The sequence below is a fragment of the Shimia sp. R9_1 genome, assembly GCF_017743775.1.
Classification (GTDB): Bacteria; Pseudomonadota; Alphaproteobacteria; order Rhodobacterales; family Rhodobacteraceae; genus Shimia.
Window position 1 is genome coordinate 141,477 of sequence record NZ_JAGHRN010000003.1, and the last position, 21,867, is coordinate 163,343.

21 protein-coding genes are annotated in these 21,867 nt (G+C 58.8%); 10 read left to right on the forward strand and 11 right to left on the reverse strand.

What is annotated here, in order from left to right:
• Positions 1-41 precede the first annotated feature (41 nt).
• Positions 42-461: a hypothetical protein gene (locus J7399_RS11685; protein WP_209062330.1), complete on the reverse strand. Its 420-nt coding sequence runs from the start codon at positions 459-461 to the stop codon at positions 42-44.
• A gap of 77 nt (positions 462-538) precedes the next feature.
• On the reverse strand, positions 539-2,038 hold the full coding sequence (locus J7399_RS11690; RefSeq protein WP_209086367.1) for a CoA-acylating methylmalonate-semialdehyde dehydrogenase: 1,500 nt from the start codon (positions 2,036-2,038) through the stop codon (positions 539-541).
• A 101-nt stretch (positions 2,039-2,139) separates the two neighbouring features.
• Here J7399_RS11690 and J7399_RS11695 point away from each other — a divergent pair, with 101 nt between their 5' ends.
• The 5 genes from J7399_RS11695 to J7399_RS11715 all read left to right on the forward strand — a co-directional run bounded on the left by J7399_RS11695 (position 2,140) and on the right by J7399_RS11715 (position 6,398).
• Positions 2,140-3,036: a LysR family transcriptional regulator gene (locus tag J7399_RS11695; RefSeq protein ID WP_209062334.1), complete on the forward strand. Its 897-nt coding sequence runs from the start codon at positions 2,140-2,142 to the stop codon at positions 3,034-3,036.
• Between the two features lie 57 nt (positions 3,037-3,093).
• A complete protein-coding gene (locus J7399_RS11700) occupies positions 3,094-3,528 on the forward strand; it encodes a CBS domain-containing protein (protein ID WP_209062336.1) in 435 nt (144 codons plus the stop codon).
• Between the two features lie 104 nt (positions 3,529-3,632).
• Positions 3,633-4,130: a pantetheine-phosphate adenylyltransferase gene (gene coaD, locus J7399_RS11705; protein WP_209062338.1), complete on the forward strand. Its 498-nt coding sequence runs from the start codon at positions 3,633-3,635 to the stop codon at positions 4,128-4,130.
• A 284-nt stretch (positions 4,131-4,414) separates the two neighbouring features.
• A complete protein-coding gene (locus J7399_RS11710; protein ID WP_209086369.1) occupies positions 4,415-5,395 on the forward strand; it encodes a DUF808 domain-containing protein in 981 nt (326 codons plus the stop codon).
• Positions 5,396-5,516: 121 nt separating this feature from the next.
• A complete protein-coding gene (locus J7399_RS11715) occupies positions 5,517-6,398 on the forward strand; it encodes a lysophospholipid acyltransferase family protein (RefSeq protein ID WP_209086371.1) in 882 nt (293 codons plus the stop codon).
• Between the two features lie 24 nt (positions 6,399-6,422).
• On the opposite strand, the gene J7399_RS11720 is transcribed toward J7399_RS11715, so the two are convergent.
• On the reverse strand, positions 6,423-7,169 hold the full coding sequence (locus J7399_RS11720; protein ID WP_209086373.1) for a lysophospholipid acyltransferase family protein: 747 nt from the start codon (positions 7,167-7,169) through the stop codon (positions 6,423-6,425).
• A gap of 208 nt (positions 7,170-7,377) precedes the next feature.
• On the opposite strand from J7399_RS11720, the gene J7399_RS11725 reads away from it, so the two are divergent.
• A complete protein-coding gene (locus J7399_RS11725; RefSeq protein ID WP_209086375.1) occupies positions 7,378-7,791 on the forward strand; it encodes a hypothetical protein in 414 nt (137 codons plus the stop codon).
• 112 nt (positions 7,792-7,903) lie between these two features.
• Here the strand turns inward: J7399_RS11725 and tkt are convergent, their stop codons facing one another.
• Positions 7,904-9,925 carry a transketolase gene (tkt, locus tag J7399_RS11730; RefSeq protein ID WP_209086377.1) on the reverse strand — a complete coding sequence of 674 codons (2,022 nt, stop codon included), beginning with the start codon at positions 9,923-9,925 and terminating at the stop codon, positions 7,904-7,906.
• A gap of 281 nt (positions 9,926-10,206) precedes the next feature.
• Here tkt and J7399_RS11735 point away from each other — a divergent pair, with 281 nt between their 5' ends.
• The 3 genes from J7399_RS11735 to J7399_RS11745 are packed head-to-tail and all read left to right on the forward strand — an operon-like array spanning position 10,207 to position 11,983.
• Positions 10,207-10,971 (forward strand): hypothetical protein, encoded by a 765-nt coding sequence (locus tag J7399_RS11735; RefSeq protein WP_209086379.1) that lies wholly within the window; start codon positions 10,207-10,209, stop codon positions 10,969-10,971.
• On the forward strand, positions 10,971-11,366 hold the full coding sequence (locus J7399_RS11740) for a cell division protein ZapA (protein WP_209062353.1): 396 nt from the start codon (positions 10,971-10,973) through the stop codon (positions 11,364-11,366). Before J7399_RS11735 ends, J7399_RS11740 begins: the two co-directional genes overlap by 1 nt.
• Positions 11,363-11,983 carry a YiiX/YebB-like N1pC/P60 family cysteine hydrolase gene (locus J7399_RS11745; protein ID WP_209086382.1) on the forward strand — a complete coding sequence of 207 codons (621 nt, stop codon included), beginning with the start codon at positions 11,363-11,365 and terminating at the stop codon, positions 11,981-11,983. Before J7399_RS11740 ends, J7399_RS11745 begins: the two co-directional genes overlap by 4 nt.
• A gap of 240 nt (positions 11,984-12,223) precedes the next feature.
• Here the strand turns inward: J7399_RS11745 and grxD are convergent, their stop codons facing one another.
• The 7 genes from grxD to J7399_RS11780 form a co-directional block, all read right to left on the reverse strand.
• Positions 12,224-12,586 carry a Grx4 family monothiol glutaredoxin gene (gene grxD / locus J7399_RS11750; protein WP_209062357.1) on the reverse strand — a complete coding sequence of 121 codons (363 nt, stop codon included), beginning with the start codon at positions 12,584-12,586 and terminating at the stop codon, positions 12,224-12,226.
• 106 nt (positions 12,587-12,692) lie between these two features.
• Positions 12,693-12,947 (reverse strand): hypothetical protein, encoded by a 255-nt coding sequence (locus J7399_RS11755; protein WP_209086384.1) that lies wholly within the window; start codon positions 12,945-12,947, stop codon positions 12,693-12,695.
• Positions 12,947-13,183 (reverse strand): BolA/IbaG family iron-sulfur metabolism protein, encoded by a 237-nt coding sequence (locus J7399_RS11760; RefSeq protein ID WP_209062359.1) that lies wholly within the window; start codon positions 13,181-13,183, stop codon positions 12,947-12,949. Before J7399_RS11760 ends, J7399_RS11755 begins: the two co-directional genes overlap by 1 nt.
• A gap of 78 nt (positions 13,184-13,261) precedes the next feature.
• Positions 13,262-13,717 (reverse strand): hypothetical protein, encoded by a 456-nt coding sequence (locus J7399_RS11765; RefSeq protein ID WP_209062361.1) that lies wholly within the window; start codon positions 13,715-13,717, stop codon positions 13,262-13,264.
• A 73-nt stretch (positions 13,718-13,790) separates the two neighbouring features.
• On the reverse strand, positions 13,791-15,950 hold the full coding sequence (purL, locus tag J7399_RS11770) for a phosphoribosylformylglycinamidine synthase subunit PurL (RefSeq protein ID WP_209086386.1): 2,160 nt from the start codon (positions 15,948-15,950) through the stop codon (positions 13,791-13,793).
• 221 nt (positions 15,951-16,171) lie between these two features.
• The gene (locus tag J7399_RS11775) at positions 16,172-18,454 is read right to left on the reverse strand and encodes a mechanosensitive ion channel family protein (protein ID WP_209086388.1); all 2,283 of its coding nucleotides are present in this window, start codon (positions 18,452-18,454) and stop codon (positions 16,172-16,174) included.
• 348 nt (positions 18,455-18,802) lie between these two features.
• Positions 18,803-19,708 carry a LysR family transcriptional regulator gene (locus J7399_RS11780; protein WP_209062367.1) on the reverse strand — a complete coding sequence of 302 codons (906 nt, stop codon included), beginning with the start codon at positions 19,706-19,708 and terminating at the stop codon, positions 18,803-18,805.
• Between the two features lie 370 nt (positions 19,709-20,078).
• Between J7399_RS11780 and J7399_RS11785 the strand changes: the two genes are divergently transcribed.
• Positions 20,079-21,683 carry an EAL domain-containing protein gene (locus J7399_RS11785; RefSeq protein WP_209086390.1) on the forward strand — a complete coding sequence of 535 codons (1,605 nt, stop codon included), beginning with the start codon at positions 20,079-20,081 and terminating at the stop codon, positions 21,681-21,683.
• Positions 21,684-21,867 lie beyond the last annotated feature (184 nt).

Sequence of the window (21,867 nt, forward strand, 5' to 3'; positions counted from 1 at the left end):
ATACGGACAAAATGTCTAAAAATTTAAGAGCTGGCGGGCGCTCAAACAGCGCGGCTCAACAGCTGGTTGATCGTGTCATATGGCAGGCCAAGGATCGACAAGGCGGGCTGCTCTTTTTCCTGCACCATGGGCACCACGGCGGGGAAAGGCTCCCAGCTGCGCAGGGCGATGCGGGCGAGTTTCTGGCCTGCGGGTGTGGGGGCGAGGTAGACGATCAGGGTCTGGGCGTTGTTGCCGGTGAAGGCGTCGGCCTTTTGGGCCTGAATTTTCATGAGTTCGAGAAAGTCTTCGTCCCATCCGGTGAGATGGGTGAGATCCACCAGTTGTTTTTGGCCGGGGCGGAACTCTGGATGTTGGGCGTATTCGGCAAAGGCGGTCAGCGTGTCAGACATATTCGCAAAGCCCTCATAGCGCACATAGACCACGCCCAGAGAGGACAGTATTTTGAAAGAGACCGACATTTTTGCCCCGTGTTACGCCAAAAAAAGGGGCAGCAATGCCGCCCCTTTCGGTACATCAACACAGTTTGGATTGTGGATCAATCCATCGCTTTGAAGTTCAGCGCAGCACCGTCCTTGATGCCGGAGAACCAGCGCGAGGTGACCTTTTTGGTCTGGGTGTAGAACTTGAACGCGTCGGGGCCGTATTGGTCCAGATCGCCAAAGCCAGATTTCTTCCAGCCGCCAAAGGAGAAGTAAGACAGCGGAACTGGGATCGGGAAGTTTACGCCAACCATGCCGACGTTCACGCGGTTCACGAAGTCGCGGGCCACGTCGCCGTCGCCGGTGTAGATCGCGGTGCCGTTGCCGTATTCATTGTCCATGACCAGCCGCAGGGCGTCCTCGTAGTTGTCCTGGCGCACCATGGACAGAACCGGGCCAAAGATCTCTTCTTTGTAGATCTCCATGTCCGGAGTCACGTTGTCAAACAAGGTCGGGCCAACAAAGTAACCTTCTTCATAGCCCTGAATGTTCAGGCCACGGCCGTCTGTCAGCAGTGTCGCGCCTTGATCAACACCTGAGGTGATCAGACCTTCGATGCGGTCTTTGGCCTGAGCGGTGATAACCGGGCCGTAGTCAACATCGTCGCCACCGGTGTATGGGGCTACTTTCAGGCTCTCGATTTTTGGAACCAGACGCTCGACCAGCGCGTCAGCAGTGCCTTTGCCAACTGGAACCGCAACAGAGATCGCCATGCAGCGTTCGCCAGCGGCGCCAAAGCCTGAGCCAACCAGCGCGTCTGCTGCTTTGTCCATGTCCGCGTCGGGCATGATGACCATGTGGTTCTTCGCGCCGCCAAAGCACTGAGCGCGCTTGCCGTTTGCGGCCGCACGACCATAGATGTACTGAGCGATTGGGGTCGAACCCACAAAGCCAACGGCCTGAATGGTTTCGTTGTCGAGGATCGCGTCAACGCACTCTTTGTCGCCGTGAACAACCTGAACCACGCCATCGGGCACGCCTGCTTCTTTGAACAGTTCGACCAGACGCATTGCGGTGTTTGGGGTGCGCTCGGAAGGTTTCAGGATGATTGCGTTACCGCAGGAAACAGCGGGTGCCATTTTCCACAGCGGGATCATCGCAGGGAAGTTGAACGGGGTAATGCCCGCAACAACGCCAAGAGGCTGACGGATGGAATACAGGTCGATGCCGGGGCCTGCGTCGCCGACGAACTCGCCTTTGTTCATGGCAGGTGCGCCCATGCAGACTTCGACAACTTCCAGACCGCGCTGGATATCGCCTTTGGCGTCGGGCAGGGTCTTACCGTGCTCTTTGGACAGGATTTCTGCCAGCTCGTCCATGTGCTCGTTGATCAGGGCACCGAACTTCATGAACACGCGTGCGCGACGCTGCGGGTTCACCTTGGCCCATTCCTTTTGCGCGACGGCCGCTTTTGCAACAGCTGCGTCCAGTTCAGCTTGGCTTGCCAGTGGCACCTGGCTGATGATTTCGCCAGTGGCCGGGTTACGGGCTTCGGCAAAACGGCCAGACGTGCCTTTCACGTGTTCGCCGTTAATGTAGTGAGTCAACTCTTTCATGGCATCCTCCATTGAACTTTGGCGTCACAATAGGCTTGCAAAAATGTCTGGAAAAGAGACAACTGTTCAAAACTGTTTTGCAAAAATTCAGAGGGGGCAGGGTGATGGTTCAGTGGGATGACATGCGGGTGTTTCTGGCGGTGGCGCGCGAAGAGAGCCTTTCGGCGGCCGGGCGGCGGCTGCAGGTGGATCCGGCAACGGTGGGGCGGCGTGTGGCGCGGCTTGAGACCGCGTTTGAGGCGCCGCTGTTTGTGAAATCGCCAACAGGCTATGCGTTGACCGATGCAGGTCAGCGCCTGATGAGCCACGCGCTTCGGGTGGAGCAGAGCCTTCAGGAAGCCACCGAGGAGATGGTGGGGCAAAGCACAGGGCTGTCCGGGCAGATCCGTATCGGGGCGCCTGACGGGGTGGCAAATTTTCTGTTGCCGCAGGTCTGTGCGCGGATAGCGGAGGACAACCCGGATCTCGATATCCAGATCGTGGCGCTGCCCCGTGTGGTGAGCCTGTCGCGCCGTGAGGCCGATCTGGTGGTCGCCGTAAGTGCGCCCACGGCCGGGCGGCTGACGGTGCAGAAGATCACCGACTACAAGCTGCATCTGGGGGCTGCGCGCTGGTATCTGCGCAATCACCCCAAGATCAATGAGGTGGCCGATCTCAAAGACCATCTGGTGACCGGCTATATTCCGGACATGATTTTTGACAAAGAGCTCGACTACCTCAGCGAGGTGGGTGTGGAGCGGGTGCGCCTTGCGTCAAACTCGGCCTCAGTGCAGTTCAACTGGGTGCGCACGGGATCGGGCATCGGGGTGGTGCATGACTTTGCCATTCCGTCTGCGCGGGGTGTGGTGAAGATATTGCCGGATCAGATTTCCCTGACCCGGAGCTTTTATCTCATACGGCATGCGGATGATCGGCGGCTGGAGCGGCTCAACCGCTTCTCTGAGGCGCTCTGTGAGGGCATGCGGCAAGAGGTGGCCCATCTGGAAGCGCAAGCTTGACATGCGTTTAAGGAGCGGCAACGCTTGACTTACTTATAGTTTATTTCGGAGGTCACTATGCTCGTTCATCAGATACTCAAGTCCAAAGGGTCCGAAGGTGTGCTGACGGTGAAGCCCGGAACCTTGGTGTCTGATGCGGCAAAAATCCTTTCCGATAAAGGCATTGGCACGGTGATCGTGTCAGAGGACGGTGTTGTGCCGCTGGGCATTCTGTCAGAGCGCGACATCGTGCGCCAGCTTGCCAAGCGCGGGGTGGGCTGTCTGTCCGACAAGATCGACGACTATATGACAACCGAGCTTGTCACCTGTGCGCGCAATGATGATGCGGTGAGCGTGCTTGAGAAGATGACCCAGGGGCGGTTCCGCCATATGCCGGTGATGGAAGACGGCGCACTGGTGGGGCTTATTTCGCTGGGCGATACGGTCAAGGCACGTCTCTCCGAACTGGCGATGGAAAAGGACGCATTGGAAGGCATGATCATGGGGCACTGAGGTGCCGCAACGTCTTAATCCCGCAGAAATACCTATCCTGAAAACAGGTCTTGCAAATGGCCGCGCAATAATGTTGCGTGCGCGCAGGACCACGGGAGGATGCCATGCGCACAGCGCTTTACCCAGGCACGTTTGACCCTATCACTTTGGGTCACATCGATATTATTCGCCGCGCCACACAATTGGTGGACCGGCTGGTGATTGGCGTTGCGATCAACCGCGACAAAGGCCCGCTGTTTTCGCTGGAAGAGCGTGTGGCCATGATCGAGGGGCAATGCGCCAAGCTGGCGGAAGAAACCGGCGTCGAAATACTGGTACATCCCTTTGAAAACCTGCTCATTGATTGTGCCAAAGAGGTGGGTGCTCAGATCATCGTGCGCGGCCTGCGAGCGGTCACGGATTTTGAGTATGAATATCAGATGGTCGGCATGAACCGCGCCTTGGATGCGAGCATCGAGACCGTCTTTCTGATGGCGGATCTGAAGCATCAGGCGATTGCCTCAAAGCTCGTGAAAGAGATTGCACGGCTGGATGGGGATGTGTCCAAATTTGTGCCGCCTGCGGTCAATGAGGCGCTATTGGACCGGCTCGGCAAACGCTGAGTTTGTCGGCGGGTTAACCTTTAAATTGATGCGGTTTTGGCCTGCGGTATCGCAGCTGTATCCCGTCGGTATTGCGTCGGTGCCGTTTCGGCTCTGCGCATAAAACACCTGTGTTAAGCGCACGGGCGTCGCAACGGGGGTCGGCGCAACACGCGGGAGGCCTCCTGTCTGCGCTGCGCAGGGTTGGCATCTTCGGGTCAGACTTCCCCCTAGGCAAATCTGCACAGATCAGGCATCTAGGATCAAACACCCGATAAGGGAACAGGGCGACAGGAGAGGTGCAGATGGCTGGCGGATTGCTTGCGTTGTTGGATGATGTGGCAGGCATTGCCAAAGTGGCGGCGGCCTCGATTGACGATGTTGCGGCAGGCGCGGCGAAGGCCAGTGCCAAGGCGGCGGGCGCGGTGATCGATGATGCGGCGGTCACACCGAAATACCTGCAAGGGTTTGAAGCCAAGCGCGAGCTGCCGATCATCTGGAAAATCGCCAAAGGCTCGATCCGCAACAAGCTGTTGATCCTGTTGCCGGCGGCGCTGTTGCTGGCCAACTTTGCCCCCTGGCTGATTTCGCCGCTGTTGATGCTGGGCGGGGCCTACCTGTGTTTTGAGGGTGCTGAAAAAGTGCTGCACGCCTTTGTGCCGCATGACACCCATCATGGCGCGGAAGACGAGGCTGAGGGCGATCCGGCGCATCTGGAAGAGAAAAAAGCCGCAGGCGCCATCAAGACGGATTTCATCCTGTCTGCGGAAATCATGACCATCATCCTCTCGGGCATTCCGGAGAGCAATTTCTGGATGGAAGCCTCCACATTGGCGCTGGCCGGGGTGGGCATCACCGTGGCGGTCTATGGCTCTGTGGCGCTGATCGTGAAGATGGATGATGTGGGGCTGGCGATGTATGCGGGCGGTGACTGGTCGCTGACCCGTGCGATTGGCCGTGGGCTGGTGCGGGGCATGCCCTATTTCATGAAGCTGCTGACCCTTGTTGGCACGGCGGCGATGCTGTGGGTTGGGGGCTCCATTGTGATCCATGGTCTGGAAGAGCTGGGCTTTGGCTGGCTTGGCCATCATATCCATGACTGGGCCTATGCGGCGGGTCATGCGGTTCCGGCGGCCTATGAGGGCTTTGTGGAGTGGACCAGCAAGGCGGCCATGGACGGGGCCTTCGGCCTTGTGCTTGGCGCGGCTTTGATCCCGGTGGCGACCAAAGTGATTGGCCCGATCTGGGGCGCGATCTTTGGCAAAGGGGAAGAGGCCGCGCATTAAGCATGATGCGCATTGGCGTAAGATCGCCGATCACGGCGTTTTTTAAACGCGCATTTCAGATTTTTGCAGGTGTGACACTTATTGGATTGGACATACCCGCAAACTAGCCCATACAGAGCAAATGCTTGCACGTCCTGTAAAATACATCTGGCAACATCTGCGCTATATTCCCTTGTGGACCGCGCTGACTTCGTCGAAATGGCGCAGGTATGACAAGCGGGCGCGCAGCCTTGGCAATATGATTGGCTGGGTCATGCGCTGGATCCCGATTGCGCGGCGGCGGTTTGACCGGGAGGTTCTGCGCATCTATCCAGATATGCCGCGGGCGGAGCGGTTGGCCCTGAGCCGGAAGATGGGGCAGAACATGGGGCGGACCCTGTTTGAAGTGTTCCACAACACCGAGTTTCAGGCAGGGCAGGAGCATTTCCACATCTCAGGTCCCGGTCTTGAGATATTGGAAAAAGCGCGTGCCGAGGGCAAAGGGGCGATCCTTGTGTCTGGCCATTTCGGGCAATGGGAAGCTGTGCGCGCGGTGCTGAAGCATCGCGGTATGGAGACCGCCGGGGTCTATCGGCGTCAGAGCAATCGGCATTATCAGCGGCTGTTGTCACGCGGCATTGAGCAGGGCGGACGGCCCGCGCTGACCACGGGGCCAAATGGCACCAAGGCGATGGTGCGCCATCTGCGTGCCGGTGGATTTGTGGCGATCCTGCTCGATGAGAAAACCGTGGACGGTGAGATGATGCCGTTTCTGGGGTTTGATGCGCTGACCTCGCTGGCGGCGGCACGGCTGGCGCTCAAATACGATGTGCCGTTTATGCCGGTGTTTGGCACGCGGCGGGAAAACAGCAGCGATATCGACGTGGAATTTGAAGCGCCGATTGAGCCCAGCGATCCGCGCACCATGACACAGGCGTTCAACGACAATCTGTCTGCCCGTATTCTGGAAAAGCCGGATCAGTGGTATTGGTTGCTGCGCCGCTGGAAAGACATGCGCCGCTAAACTGCGGCTCGGGGCGGCGTTTGCTCAGACCTCAGGCGTGGTTTCACCGGTTTGCGCGTCATAAGCGCGGGCCATTGCGCCGCGCAGTCGGGCGACCGCAGCGTCGGTGTTCTCATCATTGGCAAAGCTCATCTGATCGAGCACGTCGATATGAACGGTGCCTTTGAACGGGAGAAATTTGCCACGTGGCAGGAGCTTGTCGGAGTGGCTGATCACAAAGGGACGGATGGCGCGGCCGGTTTGCTGGGCGATCAGAACGGCGCCTGCTTTGAACGGTGCAAGCCCCGGCTTGGTGGAACGGGTGCCCTCGACAAAGAGGATCGGGGAGCGGCGTGCGGGCATCTCGGTGATCGCCCCGGTGAGCGAGGACAGCGCATCACGGCCCTTTTGGCGGTCAATCTTCAAAAGGCCCGCGCCCTCAAAACCACGCTTCAGAAGCGCGGCTTCGCAGAGCTCTTTCTTGGCCCCGAAAGTCACCCATTTTTCATCGGGGATCACATGTAGCATGGTGAACCCATCCAGATGGCTGCGGTGGTTGACCGCGATGATGGAGTTTTCATCGGTGCGCAGCGCCTCGCGGGCGGCGTCTGAGATCTCGACCTTCACATCCAGAAACCACAGCAGCAGGGAGCAGGCACGCGACACACGCCGCCAGTACCAGCCGCGAAAGCCTTTCCTAGTGCCGCAGACCGTAGGGGCAAAAGCCAGAAACAGAAAGATGGCTGGGCCGACGGGCAGCAGGAGGATCCGCTTGACAAGGGTGAGCAGCATGTTGGGGTCCTGAGCTGGGGCCTTGGCCCATTGGCGTTCCGCTGCTGATAGAGGGTTACGGTGCGGAAGGATAGGGGGAATGTGGAAACATGTGCTGTTAGGGCAAAAGCGCGCGCGATCTGTTTCGATGCACAAAGTCGCCTTAATCGTACCGTAGTGATGAAGGAAACCCGCATGAGTAGATTAACGGGTTTGGGAAATGGGCTTTATGGAAGACTTGATTTGGTATGCTTTTCTCATGGCGAGTTTTGCGCTGGGATTTTGTTTTGTCTGGGGGATGCTGGTTTTCGGTCTGACGCAGAGGCAGGCCAAAGAGGGCACGAAAGGCGGTGAGGCCGCTTTTGTCTTGAGAGGAAACAAGCGTAGCAAAATCTGCATCGCCCTGATCGTCGTAATGATGATCTATGTTGTTGTGACGGGGGCATTTGACAGCGTCTTCTTTGCGGCGCTCACACTCGGCTTTGGGCTGGGCGCTTCTGCCATCTGGAGCGTTACGAATGCTCTTGGGCGCGCCAGTTATTCATCCGAGGCATGGCAACAGCTGCGTCTTAAGACATACGGTCAGGCGCTGCTGCTTGTTTGTGTCATCTCTGGGATGCAAATGGTGACGTCCTACATTTGACGCCATAGGGCTTCCTCTTGCCACAAATATCCCCGCCGGAGGCATTAAGTTGTGCGCAGCACAAAAAAGGCGCCCTTAATGAGGCGCCTTTTCAATAGGTTATGATCCGCTCTTACAGCAGCGCTTTGGCTGTTTCCGCCACATTGGCTGCGGTGATGCCGAACTTTTCAAACAGCTCACCAGCCGGGGCAGAGGCACCGAAGCTCGACATGCCGACGAAGTCGGATTTGCCTGCGCGGGCGCGTTCACCCAGCAGCCACTGATCCCAGCCACCTGCGCGCACGGCGGCTTCGACGCCAACGCGCACGGCTGCGCCGGCTGGCAGAACCTTGCGGCGGTAGGCTTCGTCTTGCTGAGCGAAAAGCTCCATGCAGGGCATGGAGACCACGCGGGTGCCGATGCCTTCCGCTTCCAGAAGCGCCTTGGCTTCCATCGCGGTGGAGACTTCAGAGCCGGTGGCGATCAGGATCACCTGACGTTTGCCCTCGGCCTCTGCCAGCACATAAGCGCCTTTCTCGGTCAGGTTTGCCAGTTTGTGCTCGGTGCGCACGGTTGGCAGGTTCTGACGGGTCAGGGCCATCACGGAGGGGGTCTCTTTGCTGGTCAGCGCGATTTCCCAGGCCTCTGCGGTTTCCACGGAGTCTGCTGGACGGAACACATAGGTGTTCGGGGTCGCGCGGCAGATTGCGAGGTGCTCAACTGGCTGGTGGGTTGGGCCATCTTCGCCCACACCGATGGAATCGTGGGTCATCACGAAGACGGTGGGGATTTTGCTCAGAGCGGCCAGACGCATGGAGGGGCGTGCATAGTCAGTGAAGCAGAAGAAGGTGCCGCCGTAGGGGCGGATGCCGCCGTGCAGCGCCATACCGTTCATCGCAGCGGCCATGCCGTGTTCACGGATGCCCCAATACACATAACGACCCTTGCGGTTGTCGGTGTCAAACACGCCGAGATCGCCGGTCTTGGTGTTGTTGGAACCGGTCAGGTCAGCGGAGCCGCCCACGGTTTCCGGCATGATCGGGTTGATCGCTGCCAGCGCCATTTCGGAAGATTTCCGGGTCGCCACGGAAGGCTGATCCTCAGAGATCTGCTTTTTCAGCGCTTTCACGGTTGCGGAGAGCTTTTTCGGGGCTTCCAGCGCATAGGCGCGGTTGAAACGGTCCTGCTTCTGCTTGGAGGCTTCTGCAAAGCGGCCTTCCCATGCGGCGCGCTCTTCTGCACCGCGGGAGCCGATGGCTTCCCATTGGGATTTGATGTCTGCAGGCACTTCAAATGCCGCACCGGGCCAGCCGTAGACCTCTTTGGCGGCGGCGAGCTGCTCTGCGTCGGTCAGGGCGCCGTGGCCTTTGGAAGTGTCTTGAGCCGCGTGGCCGATTGCGATGTGTGTCTTGCACGCAATCATGGACGGTTTCTTGGTTTTCTTGGCAGCTTCGATCGCGGCGTCGATCGCTTCCGGATCGTGGCCGTCGATTTCCAGCACGTGCCAGCCGGAGGCTTTGAAACGCTTGACCTGATCGGTGCGGTCAGAGAGCTCAACGGTGCCATCGATGGTGATGTTGTTGTTGTCCCAGAGCACGATCAGATGGCCGAGGCTGTGGCGGCCGGCAAGGCCGATGGCCTCCTGGGAGATGCCTTCCATCAGGCAGCCGTCGCCTGCGATCACATAGGTGTAGTGATCCACCAGCTTGCGGCCGTATTGCGCGCGCTGGATCTCTTCGGCCATGGCAAAGCCCACAGCGTTGGAGATGCCCTGACCAAGCGGACCGGTGGTGGTTTCCACGGCGTCGATCAGGAAGTTTTCCGGGTGGCCCGCGGTGAGTGCGCCCATCTGGCGGAAGTTCTTCACCTGCTCCAGCGTGACCTGCTTGTCACCCATGAGATAGAGCAGCGAATAGATCAGCATGGAGCCGTGGCCAGCAGACAGGATGAAACGGTCGCGGTCCGGCCAGTTTGGCGCGGCAACGTCAAACTTCATGTGCTTTTCAAACAGCACTGTCGCCACATCCGCCATGCCCATCGGCATGCCAGAGTGACCGGAGTTTGCAGCGGCCACAGCGTCCAGTGTCAGAGCACGAATGGCGGTGGCTTTCATCCAATGTTCAGGGTTCTTTTCACGCAGGGCGGCGATGTCCACGTCTTGCGCTCCTCTGGGTTGGGGTTTTGGTTGCTGGGTCAATAGCAGGATTATGGCCAATAGCAACACGCCACGCCGCCGGAATGCCGTTTTTTAAAGGCTTTGCCGGGCTCAGAGCCGCTTTCGGAACCTGACGGGATTTCAGGCCTTGGGGGGGCGCATTTTGCCTGTCCATTAGATAAGATCGCGACATTATGCGCTTGGCGGCGATTCGCGACTGCGATAGCTGTATCGGCGCGATACACGGGTCAATAAGAACCGGACCAGAAAGGACGAGGCAAATGAGTGACATCAGCGAACTTGAAGGCAGGTTGAGCGCTGCGCTGGAGCGGATTGGACGCGGCGTGGATGCGATGCAGGCTGTGGTTGCTGAGCCTGATGAGGGTGAAGATGTTCAAGCCTTGCGGCGGGCGCTGGAAAATGAGGCGCTGGTCACCGCACAAATGGAAGAGCGCGTTCGGGCACTGACCGCGCGCCAATCGGATCTGGAAGCCGAGCTGGCTGCGGAGAAAGAAGCCCGCGCCGCCGCTGAGGATACCGTAAAGATTGCTGAAGCCGCACAGGAAGAGGCCTCTCAGTCGCTGATCGCCGCTGAGGCCCGCGCCGAAGCTGCAGAAACAGCGGCGGCCGCGGCAGCGGATGCAGCCGAAGAGGCGGCAGAGGCTGCGAGCGCGGCACCAAGTGCTGCGGATGCGGGGGGCGTGAGCCCTGAGGTCGAAGCCAACCGGGCCTTGCTTGACGAGCTTGCCAAACGTCTGCGCCGCTTGCGCCAGATGGCGCGCCGTGAGCGCACCACCAATCAGGTGCTGCGCGATCAGGTCGAGAAAGGTGAGATGGTCGATCCATCCGCTGTGAACGAGGCGCTGAAAGCCGATCTGGCGACGCTGACCGCTTTGCGCGAAGCTGAGGTGACCGAAACGGCGCTGATCCTCGCAGAGCTGCGCCCGCTGGTACAGGGCACCGCGGTAGAAGACGCAGCTGAGGCAGACGAGGCACAGGTGGAAGAGGCGGCTCCGGCCATGGCAGATGAGACAGGAGAAGCTTGATGCCTGAGGTACAGATTGAGATTGGCGGACGGGTTTTTGAGGTCGCCTGCCAGGATGGAGAACAGCATTTCTTGCGCGCAGCGGCGCAGATGCTGGATGAGCAGGCCAAGGTTCTGATCGAACAGGCGGGCCGCATTCCCGAAGCGCGGATGCTCTTGATGGCGGGGCTGATGCTGGCGGATAAGACCGCGGGTCTGGAAGATCAGCTGCGTGAGGCGGAAGCCAAGCTGGCGGCGCGTGACGAAGAGATCAAAGCGCTGAAAGACGCGCCAGCTCCAGAGCCAGAGCAGGTGGAAGTGCCTGTGATCCCTGAAGCTGTGACCCAAGCCATGGCCGAAATGGCCGCACGCGCAGAAGCGCTGGCTGATCTGGTGGAAGAGAAAGCGGCTGGGTGAGCCACCCATCCGTGCCGCAACTGGCCCCGGGTGATTTGATTTTCGCCGCTCTGGGCGAGGAGGACAATCTGATCTCTGCGGTGGTGGAAGGCCACCGTGGAGCACGGGTCAATCATGTTGGTATTGTTGTCGCCGAAGACGGGGCGCTGTCGGTTCTGGAGGCGATTGATCCGGCCGTCCGCGTGACCTCGCTGGCGGAGTATTCAGACCGGAGCCTCTGCAGTGAAGCGCGGCCACGCTTGATGTTTGCGAGGCTGCGCGCGCCTTATCGTCCGTTGATCCCGGCGGCGCTGACTTTTGGGCTGTCGCGCCTTGGCGTGCCTTATGATCCTTACTACACCAGCAGCCCCGAGGCGCTCTATTGCAGTGAGCTGATCCTTGAGATGTTTCGCCATGCCAACAATGGGGTGGCGGTGTTTCCCAACACGCCATTGAGTTTTCGCGATGTGCAGAGCGGTGCTTTGCTGGAAGACTGGGTGGCCCATTATGCTGAAGTGGGCCGCGAGGTGCCGGAAGGGGCTGCGGGCTCACATCCTGCCGGGCTGAGCCGTGATGCGCGGCTGGAGATCTATCACGTGGAAGGCCGCGTTCCCGGCTATGCAAGTGACATGCGCTGACGCGGATGACCTTTGAAGCACCGTCCTAAAAATCTGAAACGGACGGTCTCCACCAAACCTCAGGAGGCGTAGCCGAGCAGCCTCCGACCCTCCCCAAGGGAGGGGGCTTCACCCCCACCCAGGGTCGGGGGCTGGTCTAGATGACCCGATACGTTGTTGTAGATTTGTTGTGCGATAATCTGAATAACAAAAAAGCCCCGCCGATTTGGCAGGGCTTTTCAATAAGATATGTCCGGAAGTTTATGCGTTGGCTTCGCGGATTTTGTCTGCGGCGTCTTTGTCGTAGGTCACGCCGTTGTCGTCAAACATGGTGTCGAGCTCGCCGGACAGGGTCATCTCGGTGATGATGTCGCAGCCGCCCACGAACTCGCCTTTGACGTAGAGCTGCGGGATGGTTGGCCAGTCGGAGTAATCCTTGATGCCCTGACGCACGTCTTCGTCGGCCAGCACGTTCACGTCGGTGTAGTCCACACCCATGTAGTTCAGCACGCCAGCCACGCGGGAGGAGAAGCCGCACTGGGGCATGTCTTTGGTGCCTTTCATGAAGAGCACCACATCGCTGGCTTTGACGGTTTCGTCGATACGGTCTTTAACGTCGGTCATTTTGATTTCCTTTTGGCGTTGGCCGCGTTCCTGTTGCCTTACATATAGGTCAGGCACTTGCGAGATGCCAATGGGTAGCTTTTGTTTCGCAGGCTTTGACGCGGGGCTATTTAGGGCTGTTGCCGTCTGAGGTGTCCTTTGGGACAAACAAGCGGGCGTATTCCTGCGGGTCTTTGGGGACTTTCCACGTGCGGGTGTCGCCACCCCCAACTCCGGATTGGTATTCAGAGCGCAGGTGATGGTAGTCGGGATCTTCCTCGTCCTGCACAAGCGGGCTGCGGTTGCGGCTGAACCACGCGACCAATGCGCCAAGGGCGCAGACCGCAAAGATCAGCCCACCGGCCAGCCCACTGAGGGGCATTATTCCGGTGCCTTTGTGGTCAGGGCCAGGGCGTGCAACTCGCCCGACGGCCCGTCCATCTTGCCTTTGAGGGCGGCATAGACGGCGCGCTGTTGTTGCACGCGGTTCTTACCGCGGAAGCTTTCGTCAACCACCATGGCGGACATGTGCACACCGTCCGAGCCGCCGACTTGGATTTCGGCATCCGGAAAGGTCTCGCGCAGCAGTTCCTCAATTTGGTGAGCTGTCATTGGCATGGAGGCGTTCCTTTGTCTTGTTCAGAAAAAATGTAGGGCTTGGCCGAATGCTCCGCAAGTCGGTTTCGGCGGAAGCTTTTAAACAAACGGTGCGAGCGATTGCAGAAAGGCGGGCACATCGGCGAGGGCGTCCTGCACCTCCGGCTCCTCAAAGTCGTAGATGGACTTCGGATCCTCAGGGCAGAGCGCGGCGACAAGGGCTTCGCGCTGTGCGGCAACGCTGGCGGGCACAGGGATCTGGGCGGCCTGCTGCAGAAGCAGGAGCGCTTCGTGGATCGGGCGCACGACGCGCAGGGCATAGGTCATATGGCCCAGAAGGTCGGGATCTTCGCGCCAGTGCTCTCCGTCAAATAGCTCTTGGGTGACACGCTGGCCAGCCCCCGCGCAGGAATAGGCGACGCAACCGCCAAAGCCGCGCGGGATCAGATCGGCGTGGATCGTACAGTTGAAACAGCTGTCGGAGAGATTGGGGCAGGGATCGTCTGCGCGTTTGATGAGGGCGAAATCCTCATCCGCATCAAATGGATAAGCCACGCAGCAAAGCGCTGCGCAGCTTGCACAGTCATCCGTGAGGGGCGGAAGCGTGGGGCGCCCGCCCTCCATGAGATCAGGCAACGGCGGCAGCGAAGCTGCTGCGGAAAGTGTCGGACAGTTCCGCCAGCGTGGCTTCAGAGCCGCCGAATTTCACGGTGTCGCCGCCAAATTTGCCAACGGTGGTGATGGTGATACCAGCTTTGGAGGCGTTAATCATCAGCGCTTCGGCCTGATCGAAGTTACAGGCCACCAGATAGCGCGCCTGATCCTCGCCAAAGAGGGTTGGGGTGTCGTCCACATCAAGTTGAACACCGACGCCAGCACCTTCGGCCAGTTCAAAGGCGGCCAGCGCGAGGCCGCCGTCTGCGAGGTCGGTGCAGGCTTTGATCCAGTCGCGGTTTTCGCGGATGAATTCGCCGTTTTTGCGCTCGGCTGCCAGATCCACATGTGGGGCATCGCCGTCTTCGCGGTTGAAGACTTCGGCAAGCAAGGCGGATTGGCCGAGGTGACCGGTGGTGTCCCCGATCAGAAGCGCCACGTGACCGTCGCGTACTTCGCCAAGGATCGGCTCTTCGTTTGCCGCGATGAGACCAACCGCACCGATGGTGGGTGTTGGCAGGATCGCGGAGCCGTCGGTCTCGTTATAGAGGCTGACGTTGCCGGACACGATGGGCATATCCAGCGCAGCCACAGCCTCGCCGATGCCTTTGATCGCGCCGACAAACTGGCCCATGATCTCTGGCTTTTCGGGGTTGCCGAAGTTCAGATTGTCTGTTGTTGCCAGAGGCTTGGCGCCCACAGCTGAGAGGTTGCGGAAGGCTTCGGCCACCGCCTGTTTGCCACCTTCAACCGGGTTGGCTTTCACGTAGCGTGGGGTCACGTCAGAGGTGAAGGCCAGCTTCTTGTCGGTGCCGTGCACGCGGATCACGCCGGAGCCCATGCCGGGACGCTGTGCGGTGTCGCCCATGACGGTGGTGTCATATTGCTCATAGACCCACTGTTTGCCGGCGTAGTTTGGCGAGGAGATCAGCGCCTTAAGGCCATCGATGCCGTCGATCTGCGGCACCTCGGCCAGCTCTTCGGCGGCTGGGGTTTCCACCCATGGGCGGTCATATTCCGGCGCGCGGCCAGAGAGTGGAGACAGCGGCAGGTCGGCTTTGACTTCGCCGTTGTGCAGGATCAGGAAGCGGTCTTCTGCGATGGTTTCGCCAACGATGGCGAAGTCGAGATCCCATTTCTCAAACACGGCGCGTGCCTCAGACTCAAGCTCTGGCTTGAGCACCATGAGCATGCGTTCCTGAGACTCAGACAGCATCATTTCATAGGCGGTCATGTTGTCTTCGCGCTGTGGCACGTCCTCCAAGTTGAGCTTCACGCCAAGCTGACCTTTGTCGCCCATTTCCACGGCGGAGCAAGTGAGGCCTGCGGCGCCCATGTCCTGAATGGAGATCACGGCGCCGGTTTGCATCAGCTCCAGCGTGGCTTCCATCAGGCGCTTTTCGGTGAAGGGGTCGCCAACCTGAACGGTGGGGCGCTTTTCTTCGATGGTGTCGTCAAATTCCGCAGACGCCATGGTTGCGCCGCCAACGCCGTCACGGCCGGTTTTTGCGCCCAGATAGACAACCGGCATGCCGACGCCAGAGGCTGCGGAATAAAAAATGCCGTCGGTCTTGGCGAGACCGGCGGCGAACGCATTCACAAGACAGTTGCCGTTATAGGCCGGGTGGAAGCGCACTTCGCCGCCCACGGTTGGCACGCCGAAACAGTTGCCGTAGCCGCCGACACCTTCGACCACGCCGTTCACAAGCTGTTTGGTCTTGTGGTGGCCGGTTTCGCCAAAGGAAAGGGAATTCATCGCCGCGATGGGGCGGGCACCCATTGTAAAGACGTCACGCAGAATGCCACCCACGCCGGTCGCCGCGCCCTGATAAGGCTCGATGTAGGACGGGTGGTTGTGGCTTTCCATTTTGAAAACAACCGCGTCGCCGTCGCCGATGTCGACGATGCCCGCGTTTTCGCCGGGGCCGCAGATGACCTGAGGGCCATCGGTGGGCAGGGTGCGCAGCCATTTCTTGGAGGATTTGTAAGAGCAGTGCTCGTTCCACATCGCCGAGAAGATGCCCAGCTCGGTGAATGTGGGTTCGCGGCCAATGATCTCTAGGATCAGCTCGTATTCGTCAGGTTTCAGTCCATGGGCTTCGATGAGATCGGTGGTGATGGCCGGTTCCTGCATGGTGCGTGCTTCCCCCAAAAAGTAGCGTTTGAAGGGCTTTTAGGGCAGGCGGGCGCAAAGGGGAAGAGGGTTTGACGTTATCGGTATCATGGTGTGTTTCTGGCGCGGCCTGTACCGCCGCTTTGAGCAGGTGAAATACGGATCAGAGCGTGCGCCAAAGAAAAGAGCCGCCCCGAAATGAGGGCGGCTCTTTGTCTGTTTGCTGTGCCTTGGGCTAAGCCTTAGCCGTCTGGGCCTTTGGGCGCGGCGGCGGGGGCTTGTTGCTCCTGCTGCTGGGCGGCGGCGGCCCCGGCGGCGGTGAGCGCGGCTTGCTCTGCTGCGGGCAGCTCTTTGGCGGCCTCGGGCAGGGCAACACGCACCTCGCGGCGGGCAAAATCGATGCCGTTTTCAGCAAAGGCGGATTTGACGCGGTTGTAGATCTCTTTGCGGATCATGAACTGCTTGCCCGGCTTGGCCATGAATTTGCCGCGGATGATCATGCCAACATCATCGATGTCCAGCACGCCCTGAGATTTGAACGGCTGCAAGAAATCATCCTTGTAGAGCTCTTCGGTGAGCATCTCCTGACCGATCTTTTTGAAGATCTTTTTGACCTTGTTGGGATCTGTGTCAAACGGCACTGTGAATTTGAGCTTCATGATCACCCAATCACGCGAGTAGTTGGTGAGCTTGGGGATTTCGCCGTAAGGGATGGTGTGGACCGGGCCGAGGTGGTGGCGCAGCTGCATGGAGCGGATCGAGATTTTCTCTACCGCGCCCATGGTGCCGTCGATCTCGACATATTCGCCAACGCGGAAGGCGTCATCCACAAGGAAGAACACGCCGGAGACCACGTCTGTGACCAGTTTCTGGGCACCAAAGCCGATGGCCAGACCGGCGATACCGGCACCAGCCAGAAGCGGTGTGATGTCGATGCCGAGGTTGCCAATGGACAGGAGGCCGAAGATCACGATGATCACGCCCTGTGCGGTCACCAGAAGCAGTGGCAGCACCGTGGAGAGGCGTGTGGCACCGCCGCCGCCCATTTCGTTGTCAGCATCTTCCTGGCTCATGCCAAGCGCGGTCATCTCTGCCGCAAGGCGGCGGTTGATATAAAGGCTGACACCTTCATAGACGACATAGCCGACGATCACGGTCATGGCGAAGCTGAAGAGGTTGTCTGCGATGCCGGCGCGGTCCTGCAGCAGGCTGAGCAGAGACACATTCCATGCGCTGGTGATCAGCGCGAGCACGGCGCCCACGGCAACCACGCGGCCGATGCGTACATAGCTGCGCTTGGTGGCCATATAGGCCTCCTCGGCGGTGGCGCCTTCGCCCTGCATCGGTGGCACAAGGTGACGGACAAGGCCGCGGATGCCGGTGTCGATGACCGGCACCATCAGGAGCCAGAACATGGTGGTGTAATGCGCGCCACCCAGCAGCAGTTTGACCTGTTGCAGACCAATCAGCGTGGAGACCAGTACCCATGTGAGGCCCGCCACGGCCAGCGCATAATAGGGGTAGATGCGCGCCAGAGCTTCGTCAAATTCGGTGCGGTCCGGATCATCGCCGCGCATCATCTCGCTCAGGCCTTCGCGTGCGGTCCATGCGATGAAGGCGATGTAGAGATAGACCATGGAGTCGATCCAGAAGCCGATGCGGGTTGTCACCGGCGGGACGCCGTTGGTGGCGTTGAAATCCACCACAAAGATGGTTGCGCCACCGAGGATCACAACGCCGATGATGTGGCGGTGAATGAAGCGGGCCCAGCGGTCGCTGATGTGCACGAGGCGCAGGTCGGGACGGTTGGGGGCCATAAGGAAGCGGGAGAAGGCTGCCGCGATGCGGGGCATCCAGATCATGTAGCCAATAAACGGCGCCACAAAGGTCACCTGCTGCGGGTCCAGCAGAGTGCGGCCCATAATGCGCACGGTGATATAGAAGATCACCAACCCAAAGATCTCGCGCAGGAAGCGCTTGAACAGGAAGGTCAGGGACCCACGGAGTGTGGCCTCGCCTTGTGTGGCTTCGGGGTTGCGGATCTTGATGAGCCAGGTGCGCACGCCGTATTCCACGGCCAGTGCGACGGTCAGGATCAGCGCGACAAGGCCAAAGAGGCCCATCACGCCGCCAACTCCGCCATAAGAGGCGGTGAAGTTGGAGAAGGCCTGAAACTGCGACGGCACAAGCACAGGCAGTTTGCGCAGCGCATCAAGCAGCGGCGTGGAGAAGGCGGCCCAAAGCGCGGCACCGCGGTCGATCAGCGATTGCGGTGCTTCGCCAGAAGTGCTGCCGGTGGCGACCGCGTCCAGACGGTCCAGCAGGACAGCGCGCACCTGATCGTCGGACATGCGGGCCACCATCGAGGTGATGGCCTCCGGCGACATCTCGGACGGATCGATTTCCGGAGCTTCGGCGCTGGTTGATGATATTGTGGTGGTTGGCAGCGTCTGCGCCTGCGCCACCGCGCTTAATCCAATGCTTAAAAGCAGCACGGATGCTATGGACAAAATGAGTTGTCTCATGGGGAACCCTGAAGTGATCAAAAAGTTGTGAACAGCAGATGCGCTTTGTCTGCAGAGGTCAAGGACCGACCTGTAAATGAAAGGTTAATTTCAGAAGGTGAAATCTGAAAGGCACATTACCCGCAAAAAGCGTGTAGAAAATGTGTTGGTAGAAATGATCCCGAAATTGGGTTTGGCCAAAAAAAAGGGCCGAGCATGAAAGCTCGGCCTTAGTCCAACAGGGAGGTGAAGATGATGCGCATCTAAGCAATCATCGTCTTCGAGTGTTCAATTAGTAGTCAGTTTATAAACCTTCAAGGTTTTTTATGTCGCAGGTTAATCATTGCTGCTATGCGCAATCTGCATAGCTTAGCGATTTTCCTTATCCCGCAATTGCTTGCGGTGTGAAATGATCTCTTCCTGAACGAAATCACGGAAGGCTGCGATGCGCTTGGATTGGCGCAATTCCTCTGGATAGGCCAAGTATACTGGCACTTCGCTGGATTCCACGTCGTCCAGAATCCGCACCAGATCAGGGAAATCCTGCATCAAATAATTGGGCAGAACGCCGATCCCGAGATCGTTGCGCACGGCCTGCAGCACACCATAGTAGTTGTTGACGTAGAGCATCTTGGTCACGTCATTCGCCAGCAGGCTGGTGACAAAGCTTGCCCCGGCGCCGACTTGTTCGGAGTTGACGTTTTGGCAAATCAGGCGGTGCGCGGACAGTTCGCTGAGCGATGTGGGCTCGCCATGTGCCTCGATATACTTGCGCGACGCATAAAGGCGCATGCGCACGCTCATCAAGCGTTTGCGGATCAGATCGGCCTGACTCGGCTCTTTCATGCGAATGGCCACGTCGGCTTCGCGCATGGGCAGGTCGAGCACGCGCTCTTCCAGCATCAGGTCGATGTTGAGATCGGGATATTGTTCGTAGAGCTTGGCCAGACGCGGGGCTAGCCAGAGCGTGCCAAAGCCGATGGCCGTGGTCACGCGCAGTTCGCCAAAGACCTCTTCTTCGCTGTCGCGGATGCGTGCGGCGGCGGCATCAAGCCGTTTGTTCATCGCAGCCGTTGCATCAAACAACAGCTCGCCTTGCTCTGTCAGGATCAGACCGCGGGCGTGGCGGTGAAACAGGGTGGTGTTCAGAGATTCTTCTAGCGCGCGGATCTGGCGGGACACAGCGGACTGCGACAGGTGCAGCACATCACCGGCATGCGTCAGGCTGCCGGCATCGGCAACTGCGTGAAAAATCCTGAGTTTGTCCCAATCCATGACGGCTCCATTTTGTTGTTTTGTGTCATGTGGTTAGTTGTCAGTCAAAACATTTCGACCTGTTCGGACCCAACGGAAGCTGCCAGATACGCCGTCAGGCCCCATATGAAAAGCACAGTTTTCCCTTGTTTCATAGCTTTACAGGTGATTGATGCTGTTCTTGGGCGCGTAGTGCGGATCACCCCGATGTTTGGCGGTTCCCCAAGCTGCTCAAATTTTCGCCTTTGCTTTCACCCTGCGTCTTTTAATTGAATTAAATGTAAGAGGTTACAATTTTAAATACGCCTGTTACGGTGTGCGCACAGCATTTAGTGAATAGATCGACATAAATATCCGATCCTTTTGGTGAGAGGCGTTGAGCCAACTTAACATGCGGTACTTTTCTACGTTACGAGCGCAGTTTGCGCCTCATTACTGGATCTACATCGGATTTTTTCTGTCGGCGCTGATCACCTGGCCGATACTGGCCCGGCTTGAGGCATTTGAATGGTTTTATGACTACAGCCGCGCGCATGAAGACTGGGATCTTGATGAGCTTGTGATGCTGATCATCAACCTGACGCTGGCTCTGTTGTTCTCGGCCGTTTACCAAGCACGGCGATTGAAGCGGCTGTGGCGCGAGCGGGAAGCCTTGCGCGCGCAGGCGGAGATTTCCGCGCGGTACGACCCGCTCACCGGGGTCTTTAACCGGCGCGCCTTCAAAGAGGTTTTGGGAGAGGCCATTCAGGAGCAAGCAGCAGAGGGCGAGGCAGAAGACGGCGTGCGCTTTCTGGCGCTGTTGGATCTGGACCGGTTCAAGCCTGTCAACGAGCTGCATGGCCATTCGGTTGGGGATGCGACGCTTGTGGCGGTCAAGGAGCGGCTGGTGCGCGAGATCGGCAACGCCGGTGTGGTGGCCCGTTTGGGTAGCGATGAATTTGTGATGCTGTTTGATGAAATCAGCGATGCGCGCAAGGTGGAGCGGGCGACGCAGCGGCTGGTTTATGATCTGGCGCAGCCGATCCAGATCGGTGAGGTGATGGTGCATGTGGGGGTCAGCGCGGGCCTGGTGCAAATCCAATCGAATGACGATGTGACGGAGGTGCTGCGGCGGGCGGATAAGGCACTTTTTCAGGCGCGCTCACAGGGGCGCGGGCTTTATGCCTGGTATGATGAGACGCAGGATCAGCAATCACGTAACCGCACGCAGATCACCGCTGATCTGCGCGAGGCGATTGCCAATGGTGACATCAAACCATGGTTTCAACCTATTGTTTGCACAAATAAAAATAAGGTTCGTGGGCTGGAGATTTTGGCGCGCTGGCAGCATCCCGTGCGTGGGTTTGTGCCGCCTGATGTGTTTGTCGAACTGGCAGAGGATTGCGGGCTGATTGGCGCCATGGGGCAAAGCATACTGCGTCGTGCCTGTCTGGATGCGCGGGATTGGGACGAAAACCTGACGTTGTCGTTCAATGTGTCCGGTCTGCAGTTCAATGACCCAAACCTGATCCCCTCGATCCAAGAGATTCTTGTGGAAACAGGGTTTCCAGCGGCGCGGCTGATCCTTGAGGTGACAGAGCGCTCGGTGATTGATGATTTTGAGGAGGCCGAGCGCAAAATTGTGGAGCTTAAGGACATTGGCGTGTCGATTGCGCTCGATGATTTTGGCACCGGCCATTCCAGTTTGGCCTGTCTGCAGAGGTTGCCTTTTGACGGGCTGAAGATTGATCGCAGCTTTGTGACCGACATTTCTGAGCAGACCCAGAACCAGAGCATCGTTGCGGGCATTGTGACATTGGCGCGGGGGCTAGCGCTTGAGGTAACTGCCGAAGGGATCGAGACGCCTGAGGATCTGGCTTTTGTGCGGGAACTGGCCTGTGAGAAAGCGCAGGGTTTCCTTTTTGCAAAAGCCGTTCCGGCAGAGCAGGTTACAGCGTTTTTGCAATCTGACTGGGCGGCTTTTGGGCAGGATGCGGAGACCGCGCAGGGCGTCTGACATTCGCGGGGATTTTGCCGCCGGATCGGGTCAGGAAATTTCCTCTGCGCCGAACAGCTTGAGCTGTGAAAAATTTTCTTTGATCCAAAGTCGTTGCTTTGCGTACTATCTTCCATAGGGAAGAAGAAAAGAACGCTTGTTCAAAAAAATGTTTACATAGGTCAGCAATTGCGACTTATTATAG